We start from the raw sequence: 21784 nt of genomic DNA on the forward strand, positions 1-21784 counted from the left end.
CGGGAGGTGCCGGCCCATCAGGCCTTGGCGGCGCCTGTCATGATTGCGACGGCGTCGGTCATGCTGTGGGACTGCGGGGTGATGGTGGCCGCGCACTTGCCCAGGCGCTGGATGTGGATCCGGTCGGCCACATCGAACACGTGCGGCATGTTGTGGCTGATCAGGATGACCGGCAGGCCGCGGTCGCGCAGGTCGCGGACCAGCTGGAGGACCTGGTTCGATTCGCGCACGCCCAAGGCCGCCGTCGGCTCGTCAAGAACCACCACCTTTGACCCGAACGCCGCTGCGCGAGCAACGGCGACGGCCTGGCGCTGGCCGCCGGAAAGGTTCTCGACCGGAACTGTGACGTCCTGCAGGGTGGAGATGCCCAGACGGGTCAGCTCTTCCTTGGCCTTCCTGCGCATGCCTTTGGTGTCGAGCATCCGGAACACGCTTCCCAGTAGGCCTGGGAGGCGCTCTTCACGGCCGAGGAACAGGTTCGAGGCTACATCGAGGGCCGGTGAGACAGCCAGATTCTGGTAGACGGTTTCGATGCCGTGGACCCGGGCGTCCTGCGGGCGTTTGAAGTGCACCTGCTGTCCCGATACGAAGAGTTCCCCGGTGTCGGGGATTTCGGCGCCGGTCAAGCATTTGATGAGCGTGGACTTGCCGGCGCCGTTGTCGCCGATGACGGCCAGGACTTCGCCCGGGTACAGGTCCAGACTCACGCCGTCCAGGCCGACGACCCGGCCGAAGGTCTTGACGAGGTTCCTGGCCTTAAGGATGGGCTCGCGGGTGGGGGTGTGGGAGGCTGCAAATTCTGTCATGGTCATGACTTGACCTTTCGGATCCACTGGTCGATAGACACTGCAACAATGATCAGGACCCCCACGGCGAGGGTCTGGTACAGAACGTCCAGGCCGGCGAGCGAGAGGCCGTTGCGGAAGACGCCGACGATCAGCGCTCCGAGCAGTGACCCCCAAATGGAACCGCGGCCGCCGAAGAGACTTGTTCCGCCGATCACGACGGCGGTGATGGAGTCCAGGTTCAGATCGACGCCGGCGTTCGGGCTGGCGGCGTTGGTGCGGCCGATCTGGATCCAGGCGCCGACGGCAAGGACCGCGCCTGCGGCAAGGTAGACGCTCATGAGGACGCGGCTAACGGGAATACCGGCAAGACGCGCCGCTTCCTTGTCGTCGCCCACGGCGTAAACGTGCCGTCCCCACGCGGTCTTGCCCAGGATGAATGCGACAACGACGTAGAGCAGGAGCATCATGACGACGCCGGTGGAGATGCGGACGGGTCCGATCGGGAACGTGCTTCCGAGCCAGGTGAGGACGCCTGGCATCGCGGACCCGCGGACCGTGCTGCCGCCGGAGTAGAGCAGCGTCAGTGCGACGAAAATGTTCAGCGTTCCGAGGGTGACGATGAACGGCGGGAGCCGGAATCGGGTCACCAGGAAGCCGTTGAGAGCCCCGGCAGCAAGACCGACGGCGAGACCTGCAACGAGCGCCAGCGGCCCGGGGACGCCGTTGCTGACCGCGAGCTGGGCGATCACCATCGAGGACAGGATCATGACCGCCCCGACCGAGAGGTCGATGCCGGCGGTCAGGATGATCAGGGTCTGGGCGATCGCCAGTGTGCCCACCACTGCGACTTGCTGGGTGATGAGGGACAGATTCTCCACCCGCAGGAAGCGCTCATTGAGGATCCCGAAGACCACCACCGCGATCAGCAGGACAATGGCGGGGCTGAGGGCCGGGTAGCGGTGGAGAAGGTTGCGGATTCTGCTGAGAGGGGTCTGGCGGTCGAGGAATTCCTCGGCCAGGTCAGCGTGCCCGGCGCTCGGCGGGCCGGCGGTCTGTTGTTGGGTCACTTGAATTGCTCCTGAACTTCCATGTTCTGTAACTGTTGTCGTGCCGGGTGTGCTGCGGGGAGACGCCTTTGGCGGGTCTCCCCGCAGAGGGGAAGGGTTACTTGCCCCAGCAGATCTGGGAAGCGGCGGTGGTGTCGATGCTCTGCAGCCCGGCAACTGCCTTGTCCGTGACCAGGGCGGAGCCGGTGTTGAAGAAGTCCAGACCCGCAGAGACCGTGGGCTTCTTTCCTGAGGTGGCCAGGTCCTGGATGGCCTGGACGCCCAGCTGGGCCATCTTGACGGGGTACTGCTGCGCGGTGGCGCCGATGATGCCGGACTTGACGTTGTTCACGCCGGTGCAGCCGCCGTCGATCGAGACCACGAGCACGCCCTTGTCTTTGCCCGCTGCCTTCAGTGCCTCATAGGCGCCTGCCGCGGCGGGTTCGTTGATTGTGTAGACGACGTTGATGTTGGGGTTCTTTGACAGCAGGGTTTCCATTGCCGTCCGGCCGCCGTCCTCGGCGCCCTGGGAGGCCTGGTTGCCGACGATCTCGTAGTCCCCGCCCTTGCCGCCGGTGTACTTGCCTGTCTTGGCTTCGTCGCCGTTCTTCGTCTTGTCGGCGGTGTCGATGCCCAATCCGGTCAGGAATCCCTGGTCACGGTTGTAGTCAACCGAGACGACCTTGTCGCTGAACAGGTCGACCAAGGCAATGGTGGCCTTCTTGCCGTCCAGCTGCGCCGCGGTCCACTGCCCGATCTGCTTGCCTGCGGCGAAGTTGTCGGTCGCGAACGTGATGTCCACGGCACTGGCCGGGTCCGGCGGGGTATCCAGGGCGATCACGTACAACCCCGCGTCGCGGGCCTTCTTGATGGCATCGACGACGGCCGGCCCGTTGGGGGTGATGAGGATACCCTTGTCACCACTGGAGATGGCGTTCTCGATGGCCTGGATCTGGGTGTCTTCGTCGCCGTCGGACTTGCCTGCGGCGAGCTTGAGGTCAATATTGCCCCCCTGGGCTGCTTTCTTGGCGCCGTCTTCCATCGCTACGAAGTACGGGTTGGAGGTAGTCTTCACGATCAGCGAAACGCCGATCTTTGCAGTGCTGCCTCCGCTGGAGGAAGAGCTGGAGGAACTGCCTCCGCAAGCGGTCAAGCTAAGGGCGCCCAGGGTCAGGACTGCACCGGCGGCGAGAAGACGGGTAGCGGCGGGCCTCGGGGCTTTGGAACTCAACATTGAAACTCCTGTGTTTGTGGCGAGCTTTCGGCGCCAGACAACGATGTCATGTAATATGTAACCAAGCTCACACTGGGGAGTCAAGTGTTAATCGAAGATGAGGAGCAGTTCTTTGACAACGGTGTCTAATCGTTACCAAGCTGATTCCGGGCGCCGGCCTCCGACGATGAAAAACGTCGCGGATCTCGCTGGAGTAGGCATCAAGACGGTCTCGAGAGTCGTGAACAACGAATCGGGGGTTTCGGAGGAGACGCGCCAGCGGGTCCTAAGGGCAACGGAACAGCTGCAGTACCACCTGGATATGACCGCGGGCAGCCTGAAACGGTCCGGACGCAAGACCCAGTCCATCGGGTTGTTGCTGCCCAGTGTGTCCAACCCGTTCAGCGGAGAGATCCACAGGGCGCTAGAAGACGCGTTGGCTGAACGGGGAATCGCCGTTTTCGCCTCGAGTCTGGATGATGATCCTGACCGTGAAAAGAAGCTGATTTCCGCTTTCCTGGGCCGCCGGGTTGACGGGCTTGTTTTGACCCCGATCGCCCGAAGCCAGGCGTACGTTATCCCGGAGCACTCACGGTCCCTGCCCATGGTGTTCATCGACCGTGAGCCGGTGGGCATCGACGCCGACGCGGTGGTGACGGACAATGAGATGGGCGCCTCAAAAGCGGCCGCGCACCTCATCCGGCAAGGCCACACCAGGCTGGCTTACCTCGGCGACCGCACGGACATCCAGACAGCAACGAAACGCCGCACGGGTTTCCTCGAGGAAATCGGCAGGGCCGGCATTGCGACATCCACCATCCCGGTGCGCAACGGACTTCACGACGAGGACACTGCGCTTCGGGCAGCGCTCGAGTTGCTCACTTCTGAGAACCCGCCCACCGCGATCTTCTCCAGCCAGAACCTCGTCACGTTCGGTGCCATGCGCGCCCTGAAGTCCCTCGGGTTGCACCACAGCGTTGCCTTGATCGGTTTTGACGACTTCACCCTGGCCGACATGATGGAGCCCGGGATCACCGTGATTGCCCAGCACCCCGAGCGCATCGGCAAGCTCGCCGCCGAGCGGATCCTCGCCAGAATCGATGGTGATGACGGCGACCCGAAAACCTACATCGTCCCGTCAGAACTGATCCCCAGGGGATCCGGCGAGATCCCGCCACGGAACTAACAACCAACTCTGCAAGACAGCCGAACCCACCAAGCAAAGGACAGGACATGACCAAAACACTGTACGCGGAATTCACCATCAGGCAGGGCAGCGAAGCCAGGGTGGCTGAAATGATGGCCGAGCTCACCGGCCATGTCCGCCAGGAACCCGGGAACGTCATGTTCCTGCCCTACACCCGCGAAACCAACCCGAGAGAGTACTTCGTGTTCGAGGTCTACCGCGATGAAGCGGCATTCGAGGAACACATCGGCGCCGAATATGGCCGGAAATTCAACGCCGAACTCACCGAGCACATCGAAGGAGACGGCTCAGTCCTGACCTGGCTCAATCCACTGGACTAGGTCCCGGCCAAGGCCGGAGGCCACACACGGGCCGAAAAGAACAGTGCCTGACTCCTAGCGGTCGTTGCAGCACCCGGATTTCCTGGGGGTGGCAACGGCCGTTGAGCATTTAACATCGAGACGAACTGGAGTCAGGAAGTCCATGTAGCTGGATATGCGTTCTTCGCCGCGCCGGACGGCGGATCCAACGCGGACACGAACTGGCTGCTCAGGAGCATCCTCAAACGAGTGGGTGATGGGCGCCGGGAAATCGAAATCAGCGCTTCGCCGGTTGCGGGCCTCCAGGCTGTCGGCGAAGAGCGCCCCCGAGGATGGGTGCGGCGCCCGCAACAGGTACGTTGCGGGCGCCGCAGTCTAATCGACGTGTTGCCGGGATTCGCTGTTATTGCCGGGGGCTAGCTGATGGCCAGGCCGACTTCATCTGCTTGACGTCCAGGGAGGTGAGAATGGCGTTTCCTCCGTTGGAGAAAGCTTCGATACCTTGGCTGGACGGGTCGGGGAAAATCTGGTCTGTCAGGACGATCTTTCCGTCGTCAGCGAAGACTTCGACCGAGGACCAGTCAACGAGGATGTGAAGCTTGACCTTTCCCGCGGTTGTGGTAAGCGGCGCGGTCTGGACTCCGGGGAAGCTGGAACTGAATCCTACGGCGCCGGACTTGGTCCGGTCGATGTAAACCTGTCCGGACTTGTTGTCATAACCGATGAGAGTTTCCTGGCCCGACCCGGTGCGGACCTTCAGCCCATAGGAGCTCGCGGTACCGGCAGCGAAGGACGCGGTGATGTCAACAGCCTTTCCTTTGGCCGGTAGGACGGTGCTTCCGGCGGGCACGGACATTTTCTCCTCGTGGACGGACGGCCCCGTGATGAGTTCGTTGAGCTGATTGACCGGTGTCTGCGCCAGACGGGTCACCCCGTCAACGGTTTGAAGTGACAGCTCACGCGGGACCGTCATCGCGCTGCGCCACGGCGAGGTGGGGATGGATCCTCCGTAGTCCCAGTTGTTCATCCATCCGATCATGATCCGTTTGCCGCCGGGGGCGTCGTTGAAAGTCACTCCGGCGTAGTTGTCCTTGCCGTAATCGACCCAGTGAGCGCGCTGGATTGCCGGTTGTGCAGCAGTGTCTGAGACGGTGAAGTCGTCGGCCAGGATGTGTCCCCAGCCGCCGGTGTTGTGGTCGACGACCTGGATCTGCGCCTGCTTGCCGATCTGGTCGCTCAGGTCCCACGACGCCCAGTCCAGGTTCTCGCTGTTTGCGCCCGTGGCGGAGCGCACCACCTTGCCGTCGACGACGAGATTAACGGAGGTCTGCGTGTCCCAGGGCTTGGCCGGGGCGTTGGCGAAGACTATGTCGCCCACCATGAGGTGGCCCCATCCGCCGGTGGATCCGTCGTTCTGGTCCACGACCTGGATCTGGGCCTGCTGGCCCTGGTACTTGCTCACGTCCCAGTTCGTCCACGTCAGGTCAGGGCTGTTGGGGCCGGTGGTGGTCGCGACGACCTGTCCGCCGATGATCAGGTTGACCGCGGTCGGGTTCACCTGCCCCCAGGGGTGGTTCCCGCCAGCGACTTGCAGGTCGATGTACGGGCTGTTGACCGTGAACGTCGGCGAGTTGATGGTGCCCGTGCCGGGATCTCCAGCGGGCGCATAGGTGTCCAGCACCTTCGGGCCGAGCTGGTTGGGCAGGCTCTCGGTCGAGGGCCCGGAGCTGGCGAAGGAACCGGTGGCGGTCCAGCCGGGCCCGTAGGTGGCCCCGGAGAAGTCGTTGAACACGGTACCGGCGGGCAGGGTGCCGAACGGGACGGTGTCGGCGAGGTAAGGGTGGTTGCCGCCGCCGACGAGGAAGTTCAGGTGGGATTTGTTGACGGTGAAGGTCTGGGAACTGAGTGTTCCGGTGGGGCCGTCACCGCCGTTGAAGCTGTTGACGAAGCCGGTTCCTTCAAAGCCTGTAACGCTGGACTGGCCCGGCAGGCTTCCTGTGGCCGGCGCAGTGCCGAAGGCTGTCCCGGTGGTTTGCCAGCCATCGTAAGTACCGTTATCGAAGTTCCCCAAAGATGTCCCGGCCGGGGGGACATAGGGTTTGTCATCCGAGGTGAACTTGGTGCCGTCGAAGCTTCCGGTGAAATATTGGACGCCCGAACCTCCTGCGATCCCGCCCGGGTTGAGGTTGACCGTCAGTACCCACTTCTGCTTGCCGGGGTTGGCGGGATCCGGCAGGGGGAACAGGTCAGGACATTCCCAGGCGCCGCCCGTGGCGCCTGCAGGCCCGAAATCGCTCAGATGCTTCCAGGTTTTCAGGTCTGGAGAACTGTAAAAAGTCACCTTGTGCTGGTCGGACAACACGGCTGACATCAGCCACTCGTGTCCGGCCTCGTACCAGAAAACTTTCGGGTCCCTGAAATTGTTTGACCCGATGTCCAGCACCGGGTTCCCGGAATTGTATTTGGTGAACGTCCGGCCTTTGTCCGTGCTGTAGGCGAGTGCTTGGGACTGCTTCCCGGTAGCCTTGTCGGCGGCGGTATAGATTGCCACCATGGCGGGGTTGCCCGGCTGGCCGAAGCCCGTCGTGTTGTCTTTATCGATGACAGCACTGCCCGAGAAGATCATGTTTTTGTCGTCCTGCGGAATGGCGAGCGGGAGCTGCGTCCAGTGCACCAGGTCCGTGCTGACGGCGTGGCCCCAGGACATGTTGCCCCAGGTGTCCCCGGAGGGGTTGTACTGGAAGAACATGTGGTATTCGCCTTGGTAGTAGACCAGGCCGTTCGGGTCGTTCATCCAGTTCGTTGCCGGGCTGAAGTGGAACTGGGGTCGGTATGTCTCGGAGTAGGGCGCGGAAGTTCCGACCGCGCCGGAAGCCGTCGCGGCCGCCCCGGAGGTGTCCGCGGCCAAAGCCGGGGCGGACAGCGGAAGGGCGCTGCCAGCGGTCATAGCGGCGGCGAGGACCAGGGCGTTAAGACGCTTTTTTGATTTTGGTCCGGGTGTCAGACCGGGACCGGAATGTGTGCGGCGCACGTATTCACCTTTCGTGTCGACGGTGACAGGCAGGTAATGCCGGTTGTCGCTCGGCTGGGTGTGTGGGGGCCTTGATCGACTCAAATGCTGCACTTGCGTCAGATCACCGAACGAAGACAACGTTGTCAAGAAGGGAACCTACGGCGTGTCCACCGGACAAGTCAACAGTCAAATCCTCCGATGCCCGGCCTGGCTTAAGTGGTCGTGAACCAACTGCCCGCATGCCGGTGGAAGCCGTTGACAGCTACGAGGTAACGCGTGTAACCTCAATCACATCGCTTAAGGTAACCCGCGTTACTTGCCAACGATTGCGATACGACCTCAGACCGAACCCTTGGTACTGCGCGCAGGATCAACGAAGACCACTGGAGCATTCAATGGCGAAAACCACCACCACCCGGAAAGCCGCGGCTGTGCGGCAGCGGGGTGTCACCATGACTGATGTCGCCCAGCACGCCGGTGTCTCCCGTACGGCGGTCTCGTTCGTGCTGAGCAACCGCGAAAACGCCAGCATTTCTGAGGAAACGCGCACCCGCATCAACGACGCCGTGAAGGCTTTGGGTTACCGCCCGAACGCCGGAGCGCGCGCACTGGCTTCCCAGCGCAGTGATTGGTACGGACTCGTCACCGAGATCGTGACGGCCCCGTTTGCGGTGGACATCATCAAGGGCGCCCAGGACCAGGCCTGGCTTGACCACCGGTTCCTGCTCATCGCGCCTTCGGACCAGGCCGATGCCGTAGGACCCAACCAAGGCCTGGAAGATGCAGCAACTGAGAAGCTGCTGGAACAACGAGTGGAAGGACTTTTGTACGCGGCAACGTACCACCGCGGCGTACATGTTCCGGAAAGCGCCCACGAGGTTCCCACTGTCCTGATCAATTGTTTCGACGCGGACGGGAAGCTGCCCTCGATCGTCCCGGACGAGCGCGGGGGCGGCAGGGTTGCTGTCGATCGTTTGCTCCGGGCCGGCCACAGCAGGATTGGAGTCATCAACCTGGACCCGCACATTCCCGCGGCCGTCGGGCGTTTGGAGGGTGCCCGCGAAGCACTCGCCGGAGCCGGACTGGAACTGGACCCGGAACTCGTCGTTTCAGGGCATGCGACGGCGGATGGGGGCTATGCGGCGGCCTGCGAAATCCTGGATCGTTACCCCCAGCAGGACAGGCCGACCGCACTGTTCTGCCTCAATGACCGGATGGCGATGGGCGCTTATGACGCCATCAAGGAACGGGGACTGACCATCCCCGGCGACATCGCCGTGATCGGCTTCGATAACCAGGAACTGATTGCGTCCTACCTCAGGCCCAAGTTGACCACGGTTGCGTTGCCCTTCGAAAAAATGGGCGCACTGGGAGTCCAGACGCTCGCAGCTCTCACAGCAGGACAGCCGATCACTGCCGACCAGCAATTGGTCGACTGTCCGCTGCTAGAACGCTCTTCGGTCTGACCGTGAAATCAATGTCGAAGAGCAAACCCTTACCCACCCCTTCACCTTGCTGATGAAGATAGGAAAGAGATACCCATCATGACACAACCCCGATTCTTGAGGTCTGCCCGCATTGCGGCGGCCGGACTGGCTGTGGGTGCAATGCTGCTGACCGGCTGCGCTGCCACCGTCAACAAGTCCGCAGGCACCGACGCCGGAGCCAACGCGAACGCCTTCCTGACCATCCCGCGTGAGGACATGAGCACCTTCGACCGTAACTTCAACCCCTTCGCCCCCACTGTGAACCCCATGGTCCAGCAGGCCATCTACGAACCCCTGATGGTCTTCAACCCGGCCAAAGGCAACACCGTCCCCTGGTTGGGCGCCTCCTGGGACGCTGCCAAGGACGGCAAGTCCGTCACCTTCACCTTGCGTGACGGCGTGAAATGGTCCGACGGGCAGCCTTTCGTCGCCGATGACGTGGCCTACACCTTCCAGCTGCAGAAGAAGCTCAAGGGCGGCTTCGAGTACCTGGATTCCGTCACTCCGGTGGGCACCAACAAGGTGACATTCACCTTCAACAAGCCCTGGTCCCCCGCGCTCTATGAGATCGGGCAGCTCCCCATCCTCCCCAAGCACATCTGGTCATCCATCGCCGATCCGGCGAAGGACACCAACGCCAACCCCGTGGGAACCGGCCCCTACACCCAGGTGGACAGCTTCCAGTCCCAGTCCTTCGTGCTGAAGAAGAACCCGAACTACTGGCAGCCTGAAAAGCAGAAGATCGCCGGCATCAAGATGCTGGCGATGTCCGGAAACGACGCGGCCAACCTGGCCAGCGTCAACGGCGATGTGGACTGGTCCACCCAGTTCATCCCCAACATCGAGAAGACCTTCATCGCCAAGGACAAGGACCACCGCCACTTCTGGTTCCCGCCGACGGGCGCCATGATCAACTGGCAGTTGAACACCAGCAAGGCGCCGTTCAATGACGCGACCGTGCGCAAGGCCCTGAGCATGGCGGTTGACCGTGACCAGGTTACGAAAATCGGCATGAGCGGATACGCCACTCCGGCCGACTGCACAGGCCTCTCCGGCAACTACGCGAGCTGGAAGAACGCCGATGTGGCGAACAACTGCACTTGGACCAAGCTGAACGTCGACGAAGCGAACAAGATGCTTGACGCCGCCGGCTACCCCAAGGGCGCGGACGGCAAGCGCACCCTCAAGGACGGCAAGCCCTTCGAGTTCAAGATCTCCGTGGGCGCCAGCTCCTCCGATTGGCTCTCCGTAGCCAACGTGATCTCCCAGAACCTCCAGGCCATCGGCGTGACCGCCAAGGTGGACTCCCCTGACTGGGCCTCCGTCGTCTCCGGCTACGAGCAGGGAACGTTCGACACCGGCATCGTCTGGAGCGCGAACGACCCCAGCCCGTTCAAGTACTTCAGCTCCACCATGGGCACCTCCACCGTCAAGCCCGTGGGCGCCAAGGCCACCGAGAACTACCACCGTTTCGGCGATCCAAAGGCCGATGATCTCCTGCAGCAGTTCGCTGCTGCCGGTGACGAAGCCGCACAGAAGCAGATCACGAACCAGCTTCAGGCGGAATACAACGCGGTGGCCCCGACGGTTCCGCTGTTCTCCGGCCCCGAATGGGGCGACTACACGGACGTTCATTTCACGGGATGGCCCACTCAGGACAACCCCTACGCAACGCTCTCTGACCGCTCCCCCACCACGGTCCTGGTCCTGACCACCCTGGAACCGCGCAAGTAGCCAGCGCCACTTCTCGGCCGGTGGCTGCCGTTGCCAAATTCCGGTTCCCACCGGCCGAGAACCTTTTCATCTTTCCCGCCCGGGACCACTGTCGTCCCGGACCCCGCCTTTCCCGAACGGAGCAACCGTGCGCTTCATCCTGCGCCGCCTGGGTTTCTACCTAATCGCATTCTGGGCCTCCATCACCCTGAACTTCCTGCTCCCGCGTTTCATGCCGGGAGACCCCGTCTCACGCATGTTCGCCCGTACCCAGGGCAAGATGCAGCCCGAACAGATCGAAGCCCTGCGCAAGATGCTCGGCGTGGATACGCGGCCGCTCTGGGAACAGTACGTCGATTACATGCACAACGTCCTGACCGGCCAGATGGGTGTCTCCATCTCGCGTTTCCCCACCCCGGTCACCGAGGTCATCGCCAGCCAGATCGGCTGGACCCTTTTGCTGGGCGGAACCGCCCTGGTGTTCGCCGCCATCATCGGCAATCTCCTCGGCATCCTCGCAGCCTGGCGACGCGGCGGTGCCATCGATTCGGCGCTGCCGCCGGTGCTGGTGTTCATCGGGTCCTTCCCGTACTTCTGGCTGGCCATGGGAGCCCTGTACCTGTTCGGCGTAGTGCTGGGCTGGTTTCCCATCCGCCACGCTTTCACGGACGGACTTGAGCCCGCCTTCACATGGGAGTTCATCGGCGACGTCGGCGCGCACCTTGTGCTGCCGGCGCTGACGATCGTCCTGGTGTCCATCGGCGGCTGGATGCTCGGCATGCGGAACACCATGATCGCCACGAACGCCGAGGACTACATCACCATGGCCGAGGCCAAGGGTCTCCGGCCGGGCCGCATCATGCTCCGCTACGCGGCAAGGAACGCGATGCTCCCGTCGGTCACGAGCTTCGGCATGAGCCTGGGCTTCGTGGTGGGTGGTGCAATGCTCACCGAGGTGGTGTTCGCGTATCCCGGCGTCGGCTACCAACTCCTCAACGCCGTCCAAGGCCTCGACTACCCGCTTATGCAGGGCCTGTTCCTGACCATCACCGCCGCCGTGCTGCTGGCGAACTTCCTGGTGGACATTCTCTACGTCCGCCTCGACCCGCGCGTACGCAGCAACTGAGGGACCCATCATGACAACCGCAATTCTCAAGCAGCCCACTGAGCCCACAGCCGCCCGCAAGCCCAACCGCAGTTTCGTCCACGGACTTATCACCAACAAGAAGGCCCTGGTGGGCATGATCGTGATGCTCGTGTTCATCGCGCTTGCGTTGCTGGCCCCCGCGCTGTTCCCCGGAGACCCATCGCGGATCACCGCGATGGCCTCGCTGGAACCGTCTCCCGAGCACTGGCTCGGCACCACGGCCAAAGGTCAGGACGTGCTTGCCCTGACTGTCCACGGCTCCCGCAGTTCCCTGTTCGTCGGGTTGACTGTGGGCTTCGCATCCACGTTCATCGGCATTTTGGTTGGCCTGGCGTCGGCGTACTTCGGCAAGTTCATTGACGAAGCACTGTCCCTGGTGACCAACGTCTTCCTGCTCCTGCCCGGACTCCCGCTCCTTGTCATCCTGGCAGCTTTCCTGCCGCCGGGTTTGGGAACCGTGATCCTGGTGCTCGTGGTCACCGGCTGGGCTGGGTCGGCACGTGTATTGCGCTCCCAGGCGTTGTCCATCCGCTCAAAGGACTTTGTGGCCGCGGCCGTGGTGTCCGGCGAACGGGCGGGCCGCATCATGTTCCGGGAAATCCTGCCGAACATGGCATCGATCGTCATGGGAACCCTGCTCGGCTGCGTGATTTACGGCATCGGCGCCCAGGCAGGCCTGGAGTTCCTTGGCCTGGGAGACGTGAGCACCGTCTCCTGGGGCAACAACCTCTTCTGGGCCGGCAACGAGGGCGCCCTACTGACCGGCAACTGGTGGGTCTTTGTTCCCTCGGGTGTCTGCATCGCGCTGGTCGCGTTCGCACTGGCCCTCATCAACTACGCCGTGGATGAGGTCACTAATCCGCGGCTACGGAAGATCAAAACCCCAAAGAACACCGAAAGGAGCGCTGCCAAGTGACAGTCTCCCAAGTTTCCTTCGGCTCCCACGAGCCCGTCCTCGACGTCAAGAACCTCACCGTCAAGTACATCGGCGACACCCGCTCCACCACCGCCGTCGACCGTGTTTCCTTCAGCATCGGCACCGGAGAGGTGTTCGGGCTGGCAGGCGAGTCCGGCTGCGGCAAGTCGACCATCGCCAACTCGATCATGCGGCTGCTCAAGGACCCCGCAAAAATCGCCGCCGGCAGCATCTCCTTCGGCGGCAAGGACGTCCTGGCCATGAGCCCGGAGGAACTGCGGCGTTTCCGCTGGCAGGACGTGGCGATGGTCTTCCAATCGGCCATGAACTCGCTGAATCCGGTGCTCACCATCGGCGAGCAGATCGTGGACATCTTCACCACACACGCCGGCTACTCCCGCAAGGAATCCCTCCGACGCGCGGGCCAGCTGCTGGAACTTGTCAGGATCGACCCCGCTCGACTCAAGTCCTACCCGCACCAGCTTTCGGGCGGCATGCGCCAGCGTGCGGTGATCGCGATGGCCGTGGCGCTCAAGCCGTCGCTGCTGATCCTGGACGAACCCACCACGGCCCTGGACGTGGTGGTGCAGCAGGAAATCATGGCCCAAATCAAGGAACTCCAACGCGAACTGGGCTTCTCCGTCCTCTTCATCACCCACGACATGTCCCTCATGGTGGAACTTTCGCATCGTATGGCGGTGATGTACGGAGGCCGGATCGTGGAGACCGCAAAAGCCCAGGACGTCTACGCCAACCCCCGTCACCCCTACACTCAGGCGCTGATGGGTGCGTTCCCGCCGCTGACCGGTCCGCGGGTTCCGCTGACGGGACTGCCCGACGGCGTGAAGTTCCGGAATATCCCCGACCTCACCGAAGCAGCACCCGGCCATTTCGTGGCTCCGTTTGGTGCCGATGCTGAAGCAGCCGTCCTGGAAGGAGCCGCACGATGAGCCACGCTGTGCTGTCATCCCAGCGCCCCTCCGCTGACACCGAAGCTACGGCCCTCGAGGTCCGCGGACTAGGAAAGTCTTTCCCTATAGGTGGTTTGTTCTCCCGGGAGTCTGTCCGGGCTCTGCACGGCGTGGACCTGACCATTGGCCGTGGCGAAATCGTGGCGCTCGTGGGGGAGTCCGGGTCGGGTAAGAGCACCCTGGCCCGCTGCGTTGCCCGGCTCGAGAAGCCGAGCGCCGGGGAGATCCTGCTTGACGGCGTCGACGTCCTCAAGCGTGACCGCTTCCAGGCATCGAGAGCGTTCCGCTCCCAACTGCAGATGGTCTTCCAGGATCCCTTCGGCTCGCTGAATCCTGCCCACAGAGTGGAGCACTTCCTGCGGAGGTCGCTAGCGATCCACCGGAAGGGCGGCAGCTCCGAGACAGAGACACAGCAGCGACTCGAGGAGCTTATGACCACCGTGGGCCTGCAGGCCGACATGTTGAACTCCTACCCGCACGAGCTCTCCGGCGGGCAGCGCCAGCGAGTCGCGATCGCCCGGGCCCTTGCCGTGGAACCACGGGTCATCCTCGCCGACGAACCCACCTCCATGCTGGATGTTTCGGTCCGGATCGGCGTGCTGAACCTGATGCGGAAGCTCCGCGATGAGCAGGGAATCTCCATGCTCTACATCACACACGACCTCGCCTCGGCCCGATACCTCGCGGACCGGACGGCGGTCATGTTCGCCGGAGAGCTCGTCGAAGAGGGCGAGTCCTTGGACCTCCTGGCCAACCCGGCCCACCCCTACACGCAACTGCTGGTTTCGGCCGTCCCGGATCCAGCCCGGGCGGGCTCCTACGATCCCGTCCGCCGTGCCGAGCTGAGACAGGCTGTGATGGCTTCGACCACCTGCGCTTTCGACGGAGACCCAAACCAGACCTGCTCGGCCGAGGAACCCGCTCGCCACCGTGTGGGCGACCCCGAAAACCGCCACTGGGTGCGTTGCCACCTCTACCGCCCGCAGGCTGGAGCCGGCGGCCACGCCCTGGCAACTGAACCTACCGACAACAAGGCCTCCGCATGACTGAATCGACGCACCCGCTCGCCACCGTCCCCAAGGACGAACTGATTGCCCGCGCCGATGCGGACCCCCTTCGTCCGCGCTTCCATTTCGTGTCCCCGGCCGGTTGGCTGAACGACCCCAACGGCGTGAGCCAATGGAACGGCACCTATCACCTCTTCTACCAGTACAACCCCGAAGGCGCCTTCCACCACCGCATCCAGTGGGGCCACGCCACCAGCTCCGACCTCGTCCACTGGACGGACCAGCCGGTGGCACTGGAACCGTCCGCAGGTCCGGACGCCGACGGCTGCTGGTCGGGGGTGTTGGTGAACGACGGTGGCACGCCCACCTTGGTGTACTCGGGCCGGCTGGGCGAGAAGGAGTTGCCCTGCGTTGCCGTAGGATCCGCAGACCTGCTGAGCTGGAGCAAATTGCCTCAGAACCCGATCATCGCGGCCCCGCCGGCCGGGGTGGACATCACCGCGTATCGCGATCACTGCGTGTGGCGCGAGGGTTCCACCTGGCGGCAGTTGGTAGGTTCGGGCATTCGTGGGCGCGGCGGCACGGCGTTCCTGTACGAGTCGGAGGATCTGCGGGCCTGGGAATACGTCGGGCCCCTGTTCATCGGCGACGCCTCCCAGGGCGATCCCGCCGATTCCGACTGGACCGGGACCATGTGGGAATGCGTGGACCTGTTCCGGGCAGGCGAAGGCTCGCTGGGTACGGTTCCTACTTCTGGCGACGCGCCCGACGTGCTGGTCTTCTCCGCATGGGACAACGGCGACACCCGCCACCCGCTGTACTGGACCGGCCGCTACGCGGAAAACTCCTTCGAGCCCACCGGGCTGCATCGGCTCGACTACGGTGGACGGTTCTTCTATGCGCCGCAGTCATTCCAGGATGAGTCCGGCCGACGCATCATGTTTGGTTGGCTTCAGGAGGGCCGCAGCGACGCCGCGATGATCGAGGCCGGGTGGTCGGGCGTCATGAGCCTTCCGCGCGTCACAACCGTGGCTGACGACGGAACCCTGGCGTTCGCGCCCGTGCCCGAAATCGAGAAGCTGCGCCGGAACCATGTGGGCCTGCCCGGACAGGAGCTGGTGGGTACCGGGGCACCTGTGGCTACCGGGGTGTCCGGCAGCCAATTAGACCTCGAACTGGATGTGCAGCTCGAGCCTGGTGCTGTGCTGCGACTGGGCTTGCTGGGATCGGCTGGCGGTGCCGTCTCCGGCAAATCCAAGGAGGAAACAGTGATCGAGCTGAGCCGGAACATGGAAGGCTGCGGCCAAGGCACACTCCGCCTCGACCGTACTCAGAGCACCCTCGATCCAACCGTTGATGTCGACGACAAGTCCGGACCGCTCCCGATGCCCGACGGCCGGGTGCACCTCCGCGTCCTGGTGGACCGATCCGCCGTCGAAATTTTCGCCAACGGTAAACCGCTCACCGCCCGCGTTTACCCGACCCTGGCCGGTGAGCACGTGAGCCTGACCGCCGAGGGTACCGTAAGGCTGCTCTCCTTCGATGCCTGGACCATGGCTGAGATCTCTGGAGGAGCTCGGAACCTCTTCCCCTAACTCAGTCCGACCTCTCCCGCCTTTGGAGTCATTTCCAAATCGCTCTATCACCTAAGACATCCAGCTCATGGCCGGGGCATCCCGCCGCGAAGCCGACGTACGACCGACACAAGAGCAACAGCTAACACCAGCATCCGAACAGCGCCCCGCGCCGTTCGGATGCTGGATGGCCGCCCCCACCCTTCCTCAGGAAGACGAAATGAAACGAGACTTTGATTCATGACCGCGGTAACCGCGCCCACACGTGAAGCGTCCCGGCCGACAGTGCATTACGCCACCAAGAACACCTGGCTCAATGACCCCAACGGCCTCATCTACTACGAGGGTAGTTACCACCTCTACTACCAGAACAACCCCTTCGGGAATGTCTGGGGAAACATGTCCTGGGGGCACGCCACCTCCACGAACCTCATCACGTGGACAGAACAACCCGTCGCCATTGCCTGCGACGAAAACGAGGACATCTACTCCGGCAGCGTCGTCTACGACCAGCACAACACCAGCGGACTCGGTGACGGAACTGCTGCACCCCTGGTCGCCATCTACACAAGTGCCTTCAAGGAGAACTCACAGCACGCCGGGATCCAGGCCCAGTCACTGGCCTGGAGCACCGACGGCGGCTACACCTGGTCCAAATACCACAGCAACCCCGTCTTGACCAGGGACTCGGCCGAGTTCCGGGACCCGAAGGTCTTCTGGTACGACGGCGCTTCCGGATCCTACTGGGTCATGGTCGCTGTCGAGGCACTGGATTTCACCGTCGTGATGTACCGCTCCGATGACCTCAAGAGCTGGGACTACCTCAGCAGTTTCGGGCCCGCCAACGCCACCGGCGGAGTCTGGGAATGTCCTGACCTGTTCCCGCTTCCACTTGACGGGAACGAGGACCTGATCCGATGGGTCCTGACCGTTAACCTCAATCCCGGCGGCCCAAACGGAGGATCTGCGGGACAGTACTTCGTTGGCGAATTCGACGGCGTGACGTTCAGGTCCGAAACCACGGTCACTGAAGGCGACCAGGATCCGGCGCGCCTGACCGAGTATCACTGGCTCGACTGGGGCCGGGACTACTACGCTGCCGTTTCCTTCAGCAACGTTCCGGACGGCCGCCGGCTCATGATGGCCTGGATGAACAACTGGCAGTACGGCAACGACATTCCAACCTCCCCGTGGCGAAGCCCGATGTCGCTTGTACGCGAGGTCTCGCTGGTCACTTCTGAAGGGGCACCGCACCTCACCCAGCAGGCAGTGATTGACCCCGCAGCGCTTACCCGCACAGTTGCCTACACAGAGCTCGACGTCGATGGCATCCGTTCCGTGGCAGGCGGGGGCGCAGTGCAACTCATCGAGGTAACCTTTGTGCCCGGTTCCGCAGATGAATTTGGCCTCGAGATCCGCGGCAACGGCAACGAAGGTACAAGGATCGGCATCCGTCCGGGTGACGGCAAACTGCTCGTGGATCGAACGGCCTCGGGCAACACGGCGTTCCACAGCGCCTTTGCATCGATCGACACCGCGCCCCTGCGTGCCGTGGACGGGGCGTATAACCTGCGCATTTTCGTTGATCACTGCTCTGTGGAAATCTTCGCCCAAGACGGAGAAGTCACCCTCACCGAACTGATCTTCCCGGACCCCTCCAGCACCGGTGTGTCGCTGTACACCACCGGAGGAACCGCAAAGGTCGCTTCGCTCAGGCTCACCACCCTCGCCTGACCATGGCTACCCAACCGCCGGATGGTTTCAGACCCACCCAATCAACGCGACGGGTGGACGACGGCGGCCCAGCTTGCCTGCCAGGGGACTCACCTGAAATAGAGAGTCCCCTGGCGCGCGATGGGTTCGGCTCAAGGCCGAGGACGGCTTGCCGCAGCATCCATGGGTAAGCCATGCACCAAAATCAGCGAGCTCTGCATAGAACTCGGCATCACACGCCAGACCTTGTATCGGCATGTCTCACCCACGGGGAAGATGCGGCCGGACGGTGTGAAAGTCATCTCCAGGAACTAGGTGCTGCCGCATCGGGCAGCTTAGGTTATGCCGCACGAGATACTGCTGCTGCATCGTGCCAAGCTGAACTGATGAATCTTCATATCCGGTAAGACCCTGTGTGCCCTTCGTTGCGGCGGCCGGATGCGCGACGGAATACGGTGGTGTCTTCGTCCTTCTCGATCATCGTGCGCCCTTTGCCGTCATTCTGGATGATCCAGAAGACCTTTCGGTCCATGGAGAGCATGTCGATCCGTCCCGAGGAAAGTGATCCATCGTGGCGGCGGATTGCGACTTCGTCTGCGCGGGTGAGTTTGTTCCAGTCCGGCATGCGCTCCATTTCTGTCGTCGGAGCGCCGCTCGGTGCCTGTGTGAGTTCGTCCGGAGTGGTCTGTTGCAAGGGGGGTGTCATGGGGTTCCCTGGATGGTTTTTGGTTCCGTTTGATCCGGTCCGGGTGGGGACGTGGCGGGGAGCAGCGTGTCTGCTCCCCGCCCCGTTGGCACCGGACTCCGTTCCTGCGCCCGACTGTCGGGTTACCTGTTGCGATGGATATGCAGGTCCGGGTGTCCGATGCGGCCTTGTGTGGACCCGGCGGAGGGCGCCGGGTGGGCGGGTCAGGTTATTGCCGAGGGCTGGAGCCTGACTCGTGAAGGGCACCGTCAGTGTGCCGGTGCTGGTTCCGTGAGCTCGAGCTTTTCGGCTTCAGTCGGTATGAAGCCCGTCTTGAGCTCGGATTGGAGCTTCTCGGTGTCTAGCGCGTGCTGCCACTTTGCTATGGCGACGCAGGAGACGATGTTGGCGACGGTGCTGGTGAGGGCGCGGGCTTCGCTCATGAAGCGGTCGATGCCGACGATGAGGGCCACGCCGGCAACGGGCAGTGTGGGCATGACCGTCAGGGTCGCGACGAGTGCGACGAAGCCGCTGCCTGTCACGCCCGCCGCGCCTTTGGAGGTCAGGAGCATCATTCCGAGCATGAGGAGGATCTGGTCCCAGCTGAGGTGGATGTCGCAGGCCTGGGCTATGAACATCGAAGCGAGTGTCAGGTAGACCGCGGTGCCGGTGAGGTTGAAGGAGTAGCCGGTCGGGACTACGAGGCCGACGACGCCCCGGTCGCAGCCGAGGCGCTCGAGCTTGGTGAGCAGGCGCGGAAGGACGGGTTCGCTTGAGGATGTGGCGAGGACGATGAGGAACTCGTCGCGGAAGTAGCGCAGGATCCGCCACAGGCTGAACCCGGTGAGTTTCGCCAGGATGCCGAGGGCGAGGACCACGAAGACGATGCATGCTGTGTAGAAGGCGAGGATCAGCATCCCGAGGTTGCCGATCGAGTGGGCTCCGTACTTGCCGACCGTGAACGCCATGGCGCCGAACGCACCGATGGGTGCGACCTTCATGAGGAAGCCGAATACGACGAACAGTAGTTTGTTGAAGCTGTTGACCACGTTGAGGGCCATCTGGCCTGGTGCGCCGAGCTTGCTGAAGGCGAAGCCGCACAGCAGCGCGATGACGAGAACGGGCAGGACCTCGCCGTCGGCGAAGGCGCCGACGAAGCTTGTGGGGATGATGCTCAGTAAGAAGTCCACAGGGTTGCTGCTGGGCAGCTGGCTTGTGTACTTCGAGGCGACCGAGGTATCGAGGTGGGCTGGGTTGATGTGCATGCCGGCACCCGGCTGGAAGAGCATGACCGCGCCCAAGCCGATGGCCAGGGCCACCCCTGTGAGGACGTAGAAAAGGCCGAGCGAACGTAGCAGGGTCGGGCCGACCTTCTTGGTGTCGGTCAGGGAGGTGATGCCGCTGACGATGGTGCAGAAGACGATCGGCGCGATCATGAATTTCACGAGCTTCACGAAGCCGTCGCCGAGCGGCTTGAGGGAGGAACCGAGGTCAGGCCACAGCGCGCCGACGAGGATGCCGAGCGCGACGCCGATGAGTACCTGGACATAGAGGTGTCCGAGGATGGATTTGATCTTCATTGAACAACTTCCTGGGTGAGTGCCCCACTTAATGATGGCAGGGGCGGAATGTTGGGGCTAGGCCGTCTGTGTCACTGGTTGTGCGACGTCGATGTCGGCGACGGCTAGATGGCGGGCCGCCCTGTGGAGGACCACCTCGCTGACGTGGCCGAGGCCGTCCGTGACGACCTCGGTGGTGATGACACCTGCCGGTGTGCCGATGCGCAGAAGCCGGCGCCCAAGGTGAGCACTGTCTGCCGGGGACAGCACTTTGGCCACTACCGATCCCGGCAGGGCGGCTGCGAGGGAGACTGCGACCGCGGAGGTTAGGCCGATGGCGGGGTGCGGCGCGAGCATCGAGAGCATGCGCACCCGCAGATCGTGGGTGTCCGCTGCGATCCTTGTTCCGTCGGCTGCGATGTAGTTGCCGGGCGCTGCCACGACGCCGACCTTCGGCACGGCATTCTGCGGAGGATCTTCGGGCTTCCTCAGCCCCATCATCAGCCCGGCCGACGCCCGGGCTGCCGCGAGCAAGGGCAGGTGCCCGGAGAGGTTGCCGGTCATCGATGACAGGTCGATGCCTGCCTCCTCCGCCGGAATCAGCACCGCCGGAGCCCCGGCGTCAACCAGAGTCGCCGTAAGAGTGGTCCCGCCGGCATCGATTTCGTCAGTCACGGTTCCCGTCGGCAGAACCGCGCCCGTGCTCCGCCCCCACGGGGCGTGAAACGAGAGGCTCACGGGAACGCCCAGTGCGCTGCTGCCCGGAACTCTGGCCAGGCCCGACGTCGGGATGCGGCCACCCGGGGTGGCGATCGTGCCGCTCAGCACGGCTCCGGTGTTGAGGTTGCGCATGCTGACCCGCGTCGTTCCCTCCTGGGGAGGGACGATGCCTGATTGGACGGCGTACAGGGCGATCGCGGTGGCGCAGTTGCCGCAATTGGAACCAAGTTCCACCGTAGGGTCACCGATCCCGACTTGGGCGAAGAGGTAGTCGAGGTCCGCCGGCCCCTCGGGGGTGGCCTGGACGACGGCTGCTTTGGACGTCGTTGAGGTGCCGCCGCCGACGCCGTCGAGCTGGCGGGCATCTGCGGCGCCGAAGGCATCTGCCAGGAGGTTGCGGATCTGTTCGCGGCTCCCAGCGTGGAGCGCCATGTCTTCGGCGTCGAAAAGCCAGCACTTGCTCGTGCCTCCCCGGTACCAGTGACCGCGCAGTTGCATCGTCTTCTTCCTTCACGTGTCGTAGTGTCGCGCCTTACGGCGTCTGCTCCTTCTACGATCCACGCCCCGAGAGTTCAGCACAATCACAGGATTCTCCACTGGCCTCTACTTTTGCTAAACTCAGATCATGGCCAACCTCGATCTGCACCGCCTCCATCTGCTCCGGGAAGTCAGCCGTTCCGGCTCCCTGACGTCCGCCGCGGCGGCCCTCTCCTTCACGACGTCGGC

17 protein-coding genes are annotated in these 21784 nt (G+C 63.4%); 10 read left to right on the top strand and 7 right to left on the bottom strand.

Translation table 11 applies throughout. The features are described 5' to 3' along the window. Positions 1–17: 17 nt before the first annotated feature. The 3 genes from OOZ51_RS13280 to OOZ51_RS13290 all read right to left on the bottom strand — a co-directional run bounded on the left by OOZ51_RS13280 (position 18) and on the right by OOZ51_RS13290 (position 3068). Positions 18–812, bottom strand: coding sequence for an ATP-binding cassette domain-containing protein (locus OOZ51_RS13280; RefSeq protein WP_265980133.1), 795 nt, complete (start codon positions 810–812; stop codon positions 18–20). After that, entirely contained in the window at positions 809–1855 is a 1047-nt protein-coding gene (locus tag OOZ51_RS13285; RefSeq protein WP_265980134.1) for an ABC transporter permease, read from the bottom strand. The genes OOZ51_RS13280 and OOZ51_RS13285 overlap by 4 nt, the downstream gene beginning before the upstream one ends. A gap of 97 nt (positions 1856–1952) precedes the next feature. Beyond that, positions 1953–3068 carry a substrate-binding domain-containing protein gene (locus OOZ51_RS13290; RefSeq protein ID WP_265980135.1) on the bottom strand — a complete coding sequence of 372 codons (1116 nt, stop codon included), beginning with the start codon at positions 3066–3068 and terminating at the stop codon, positions 1953–1955. A gap of 166 nt (positions 3069–3234) precedes the next feature. Between OOZ51_RS13290 and OOZ51_RS13295 the strand changes: the two genes are divergently transcribed. Next, positions 3235–4233, top strand: coding sequence for a LacI family DNA-binding transcriptional regulator (locus tag OOZ51_RS13295; protein WP_265980136.1), 999 nt, complete (start codon positions 3235–3237; stop codon positions 4231–4233). Positions 4234–4280: 47 nt separating this feature from the next. Then, on the top strand, positions 4281–4574 hold the full coding sequence (locus OOZ51_RS13300) for a putative quinol monooxygenase (RefSeq protein WP_265980137.1): 294 nt from the start codon (positions 4281–4283) through the stop codon (positions 4572–4574). A 382-nt stretch (positions 4575–4956) separates the two neighbouring features. Here OOZ51_RS13300 and OOZ51_RS13305 read toward each other — a convergent pair whose 3' ends face one another. Continuing rightward, positions 4957–7584: a glycoside hydrolase family 32 protein gene (locus OOZ51_RS13305; RefSeq protein WP_265980138.1), complete on the bottom strand. Its 2628-nt coding sequence runs from the start codon at positions 7582–7584 to the stop codon at positions 4957–4959. Positions 7585–7961: 377 nt separating this feature from the next. Here OOZ51_RS13305 and OOZ51_RS13310 point away from each other — a divergent pair, with 377 nt between their 5' ends. The 8 genes from OOZ51_RS13310 to OOZ51_RS13345 all read left to right on the top strand — a co-directional run bounded on the left by OOZ51_RS13310 (position 7962) and on the right by OOZ51_RS13345 (position 18115). Next, positions 7962–9032 (top strand): LacI family DNA-binding transcriptional regulator, encoded by a 1071-nt coding sequence (locus OOZ51_RS13310; RefSeq protein ID WP_265980139.1) that lies wholly within the window; start codon positions 7962–7964, stop codon positions 9030–9032. Positions 9033–9110: 78 nt separating this feature from the next. Then, positions 9111–10787: an ABC transporter substrate-binding protein gene (locus tag OOZ51_RS13315; protein ID WP_265980140.1), complete on the top strand. Its 1677-nt coding sequence runs from the start codon at positions 9111–9113 to the stop codon at positions 10785–10787. A gap of 127 nt (positions 10788–10914) precedes the next feature. Next, entirely contained in the window at positions 10915–11892 is a 978-nt protein-coding gene (locus OOZ51_RS13320; RefSeq protein ID WP_265980141.1) for an ABC transporter permease, read from the top strand. A 10-nt stretch (positions 11893–11902) separates the two neighbouring features. Continuing rightward, positions 11903–12829 carry an ABC transporter permease gene (locus tag OOZ51_RS13325; RefSeq protein ID WP_265980143.1) on the top strand — a complete coding sequence of 309 codons (927 nt, stop codon included), beginning with the start codon at positions 11903–11905 and terminating at the stop codon, positions 12827–12829. Further along, positions 12826–13779, top strand: coding sequence for an ABC transporter ATP-binding protein (locus tag OOZ51_RS13330; RefSeq protein ID WP_265980144.1), 954 nt, complete (start codon positions 12826–12828; stop codon positions 13777–13779). Before OOZ51_RS13325 ends, OOZ51_RS13330 begins: the two co-directional genes overlap by 4 nt. Then, positions 13776–14846 (top strand): ATP-binding cassette domain-containing protein, encoded by a 1071-nt coding sequence (locus OOZ51_RS13335; RefSeq protein ID WP_265980146.1) that lies wholly within the window; start codon positions 13776–13778, stop codon positions 14844–14846. Before OOZ51_RS13330 ends, OOZ51_RS13335 begins: the two co-directional genes overlap by 4 nt. After that, positions 14843–16402 (top strand): glycoside hydrolase family 32 protein, encoded by a 1560-nt coding sequence (locus OOZ51_RS13340; RefSeq protein ID WP_265980147.1) that lies wholly within the window; start codon positions 14843–14845, stop codon positions 16400–16402. The genes OOZ51_RS13335 and OOZ51_RS13340 overlap by 4 nt, the downstream gene beginning before the upstream one ends. Before the next feature lie 219 nt (positions 16403–16621). Then, positions 16622–18115, top strand: coding sequence for a glycoside hydrolase family 32 protein (locus OOZ51_RS13345; protein WP_265980148.1), 1494 nt, complete (start codon positions 16622–16624; stop codon positions 18113–18115). A gap of 373 nt (positions 18116–18488) precedes the next feature. Here OOZ51_RS13345 and OOZ51_RS13355 read toward each other — a convergent pair whose 3' ends face one another. From OOZ51_RS13355 to OOZ51_RS13365, 3 genes are all read right to left on the bottom strand, one after another. Beyond that, positions 18489–18800 carry a hypothetical protein gene (locus OOZ51_RS13355; protein WP_265980149.1) on the bottom strand — a complete coding sequence of 104 codons (312 nt, stop codon included), beginning with the start codon at positions 18798–18800 and terminating at the stop codon, positions 18489–18491. Positions 18801–19048: 248 nt separating this feature from the next. Beyond that, on the bottom strand, positions 19049–20359 hold the full coding sequence (gene dctA / locus OOZ51_RS13360) for a C4-dicarboxylate transporter DctA (protein ID WP_265980151.1): 1311 nt from the start codon (positions 20357–20359) through the stop codon (positions 19049–19051). A 57-nt stretch (positions 20360–20416) separates the two neighbouring features. After that, the gene (locus tag OOZ51_RS13365) at positions 20417–21556 is read right to left on the bottom strand and encodes a PrpF domain-containing protein (RefSeq protein WP_265980153.1); all 1140 of its coding nucleotides are present in this window, start codon (positions 21554–21556) and stop codon (positions 20417–20419) included. Positions 21557–21784: the final 228 nt, after the last annotated feature.

Origin of the sequence: Arthrobacter rhizophilus, from assembly GCF_026241105.1 — a bacterium.
In the GTDB taxonomy this organism is placed as follows: Bacteria; Actinomycetota; Actinomycetes; order Actinomycetales; family Micrococcaceae; genus Arthrobacter.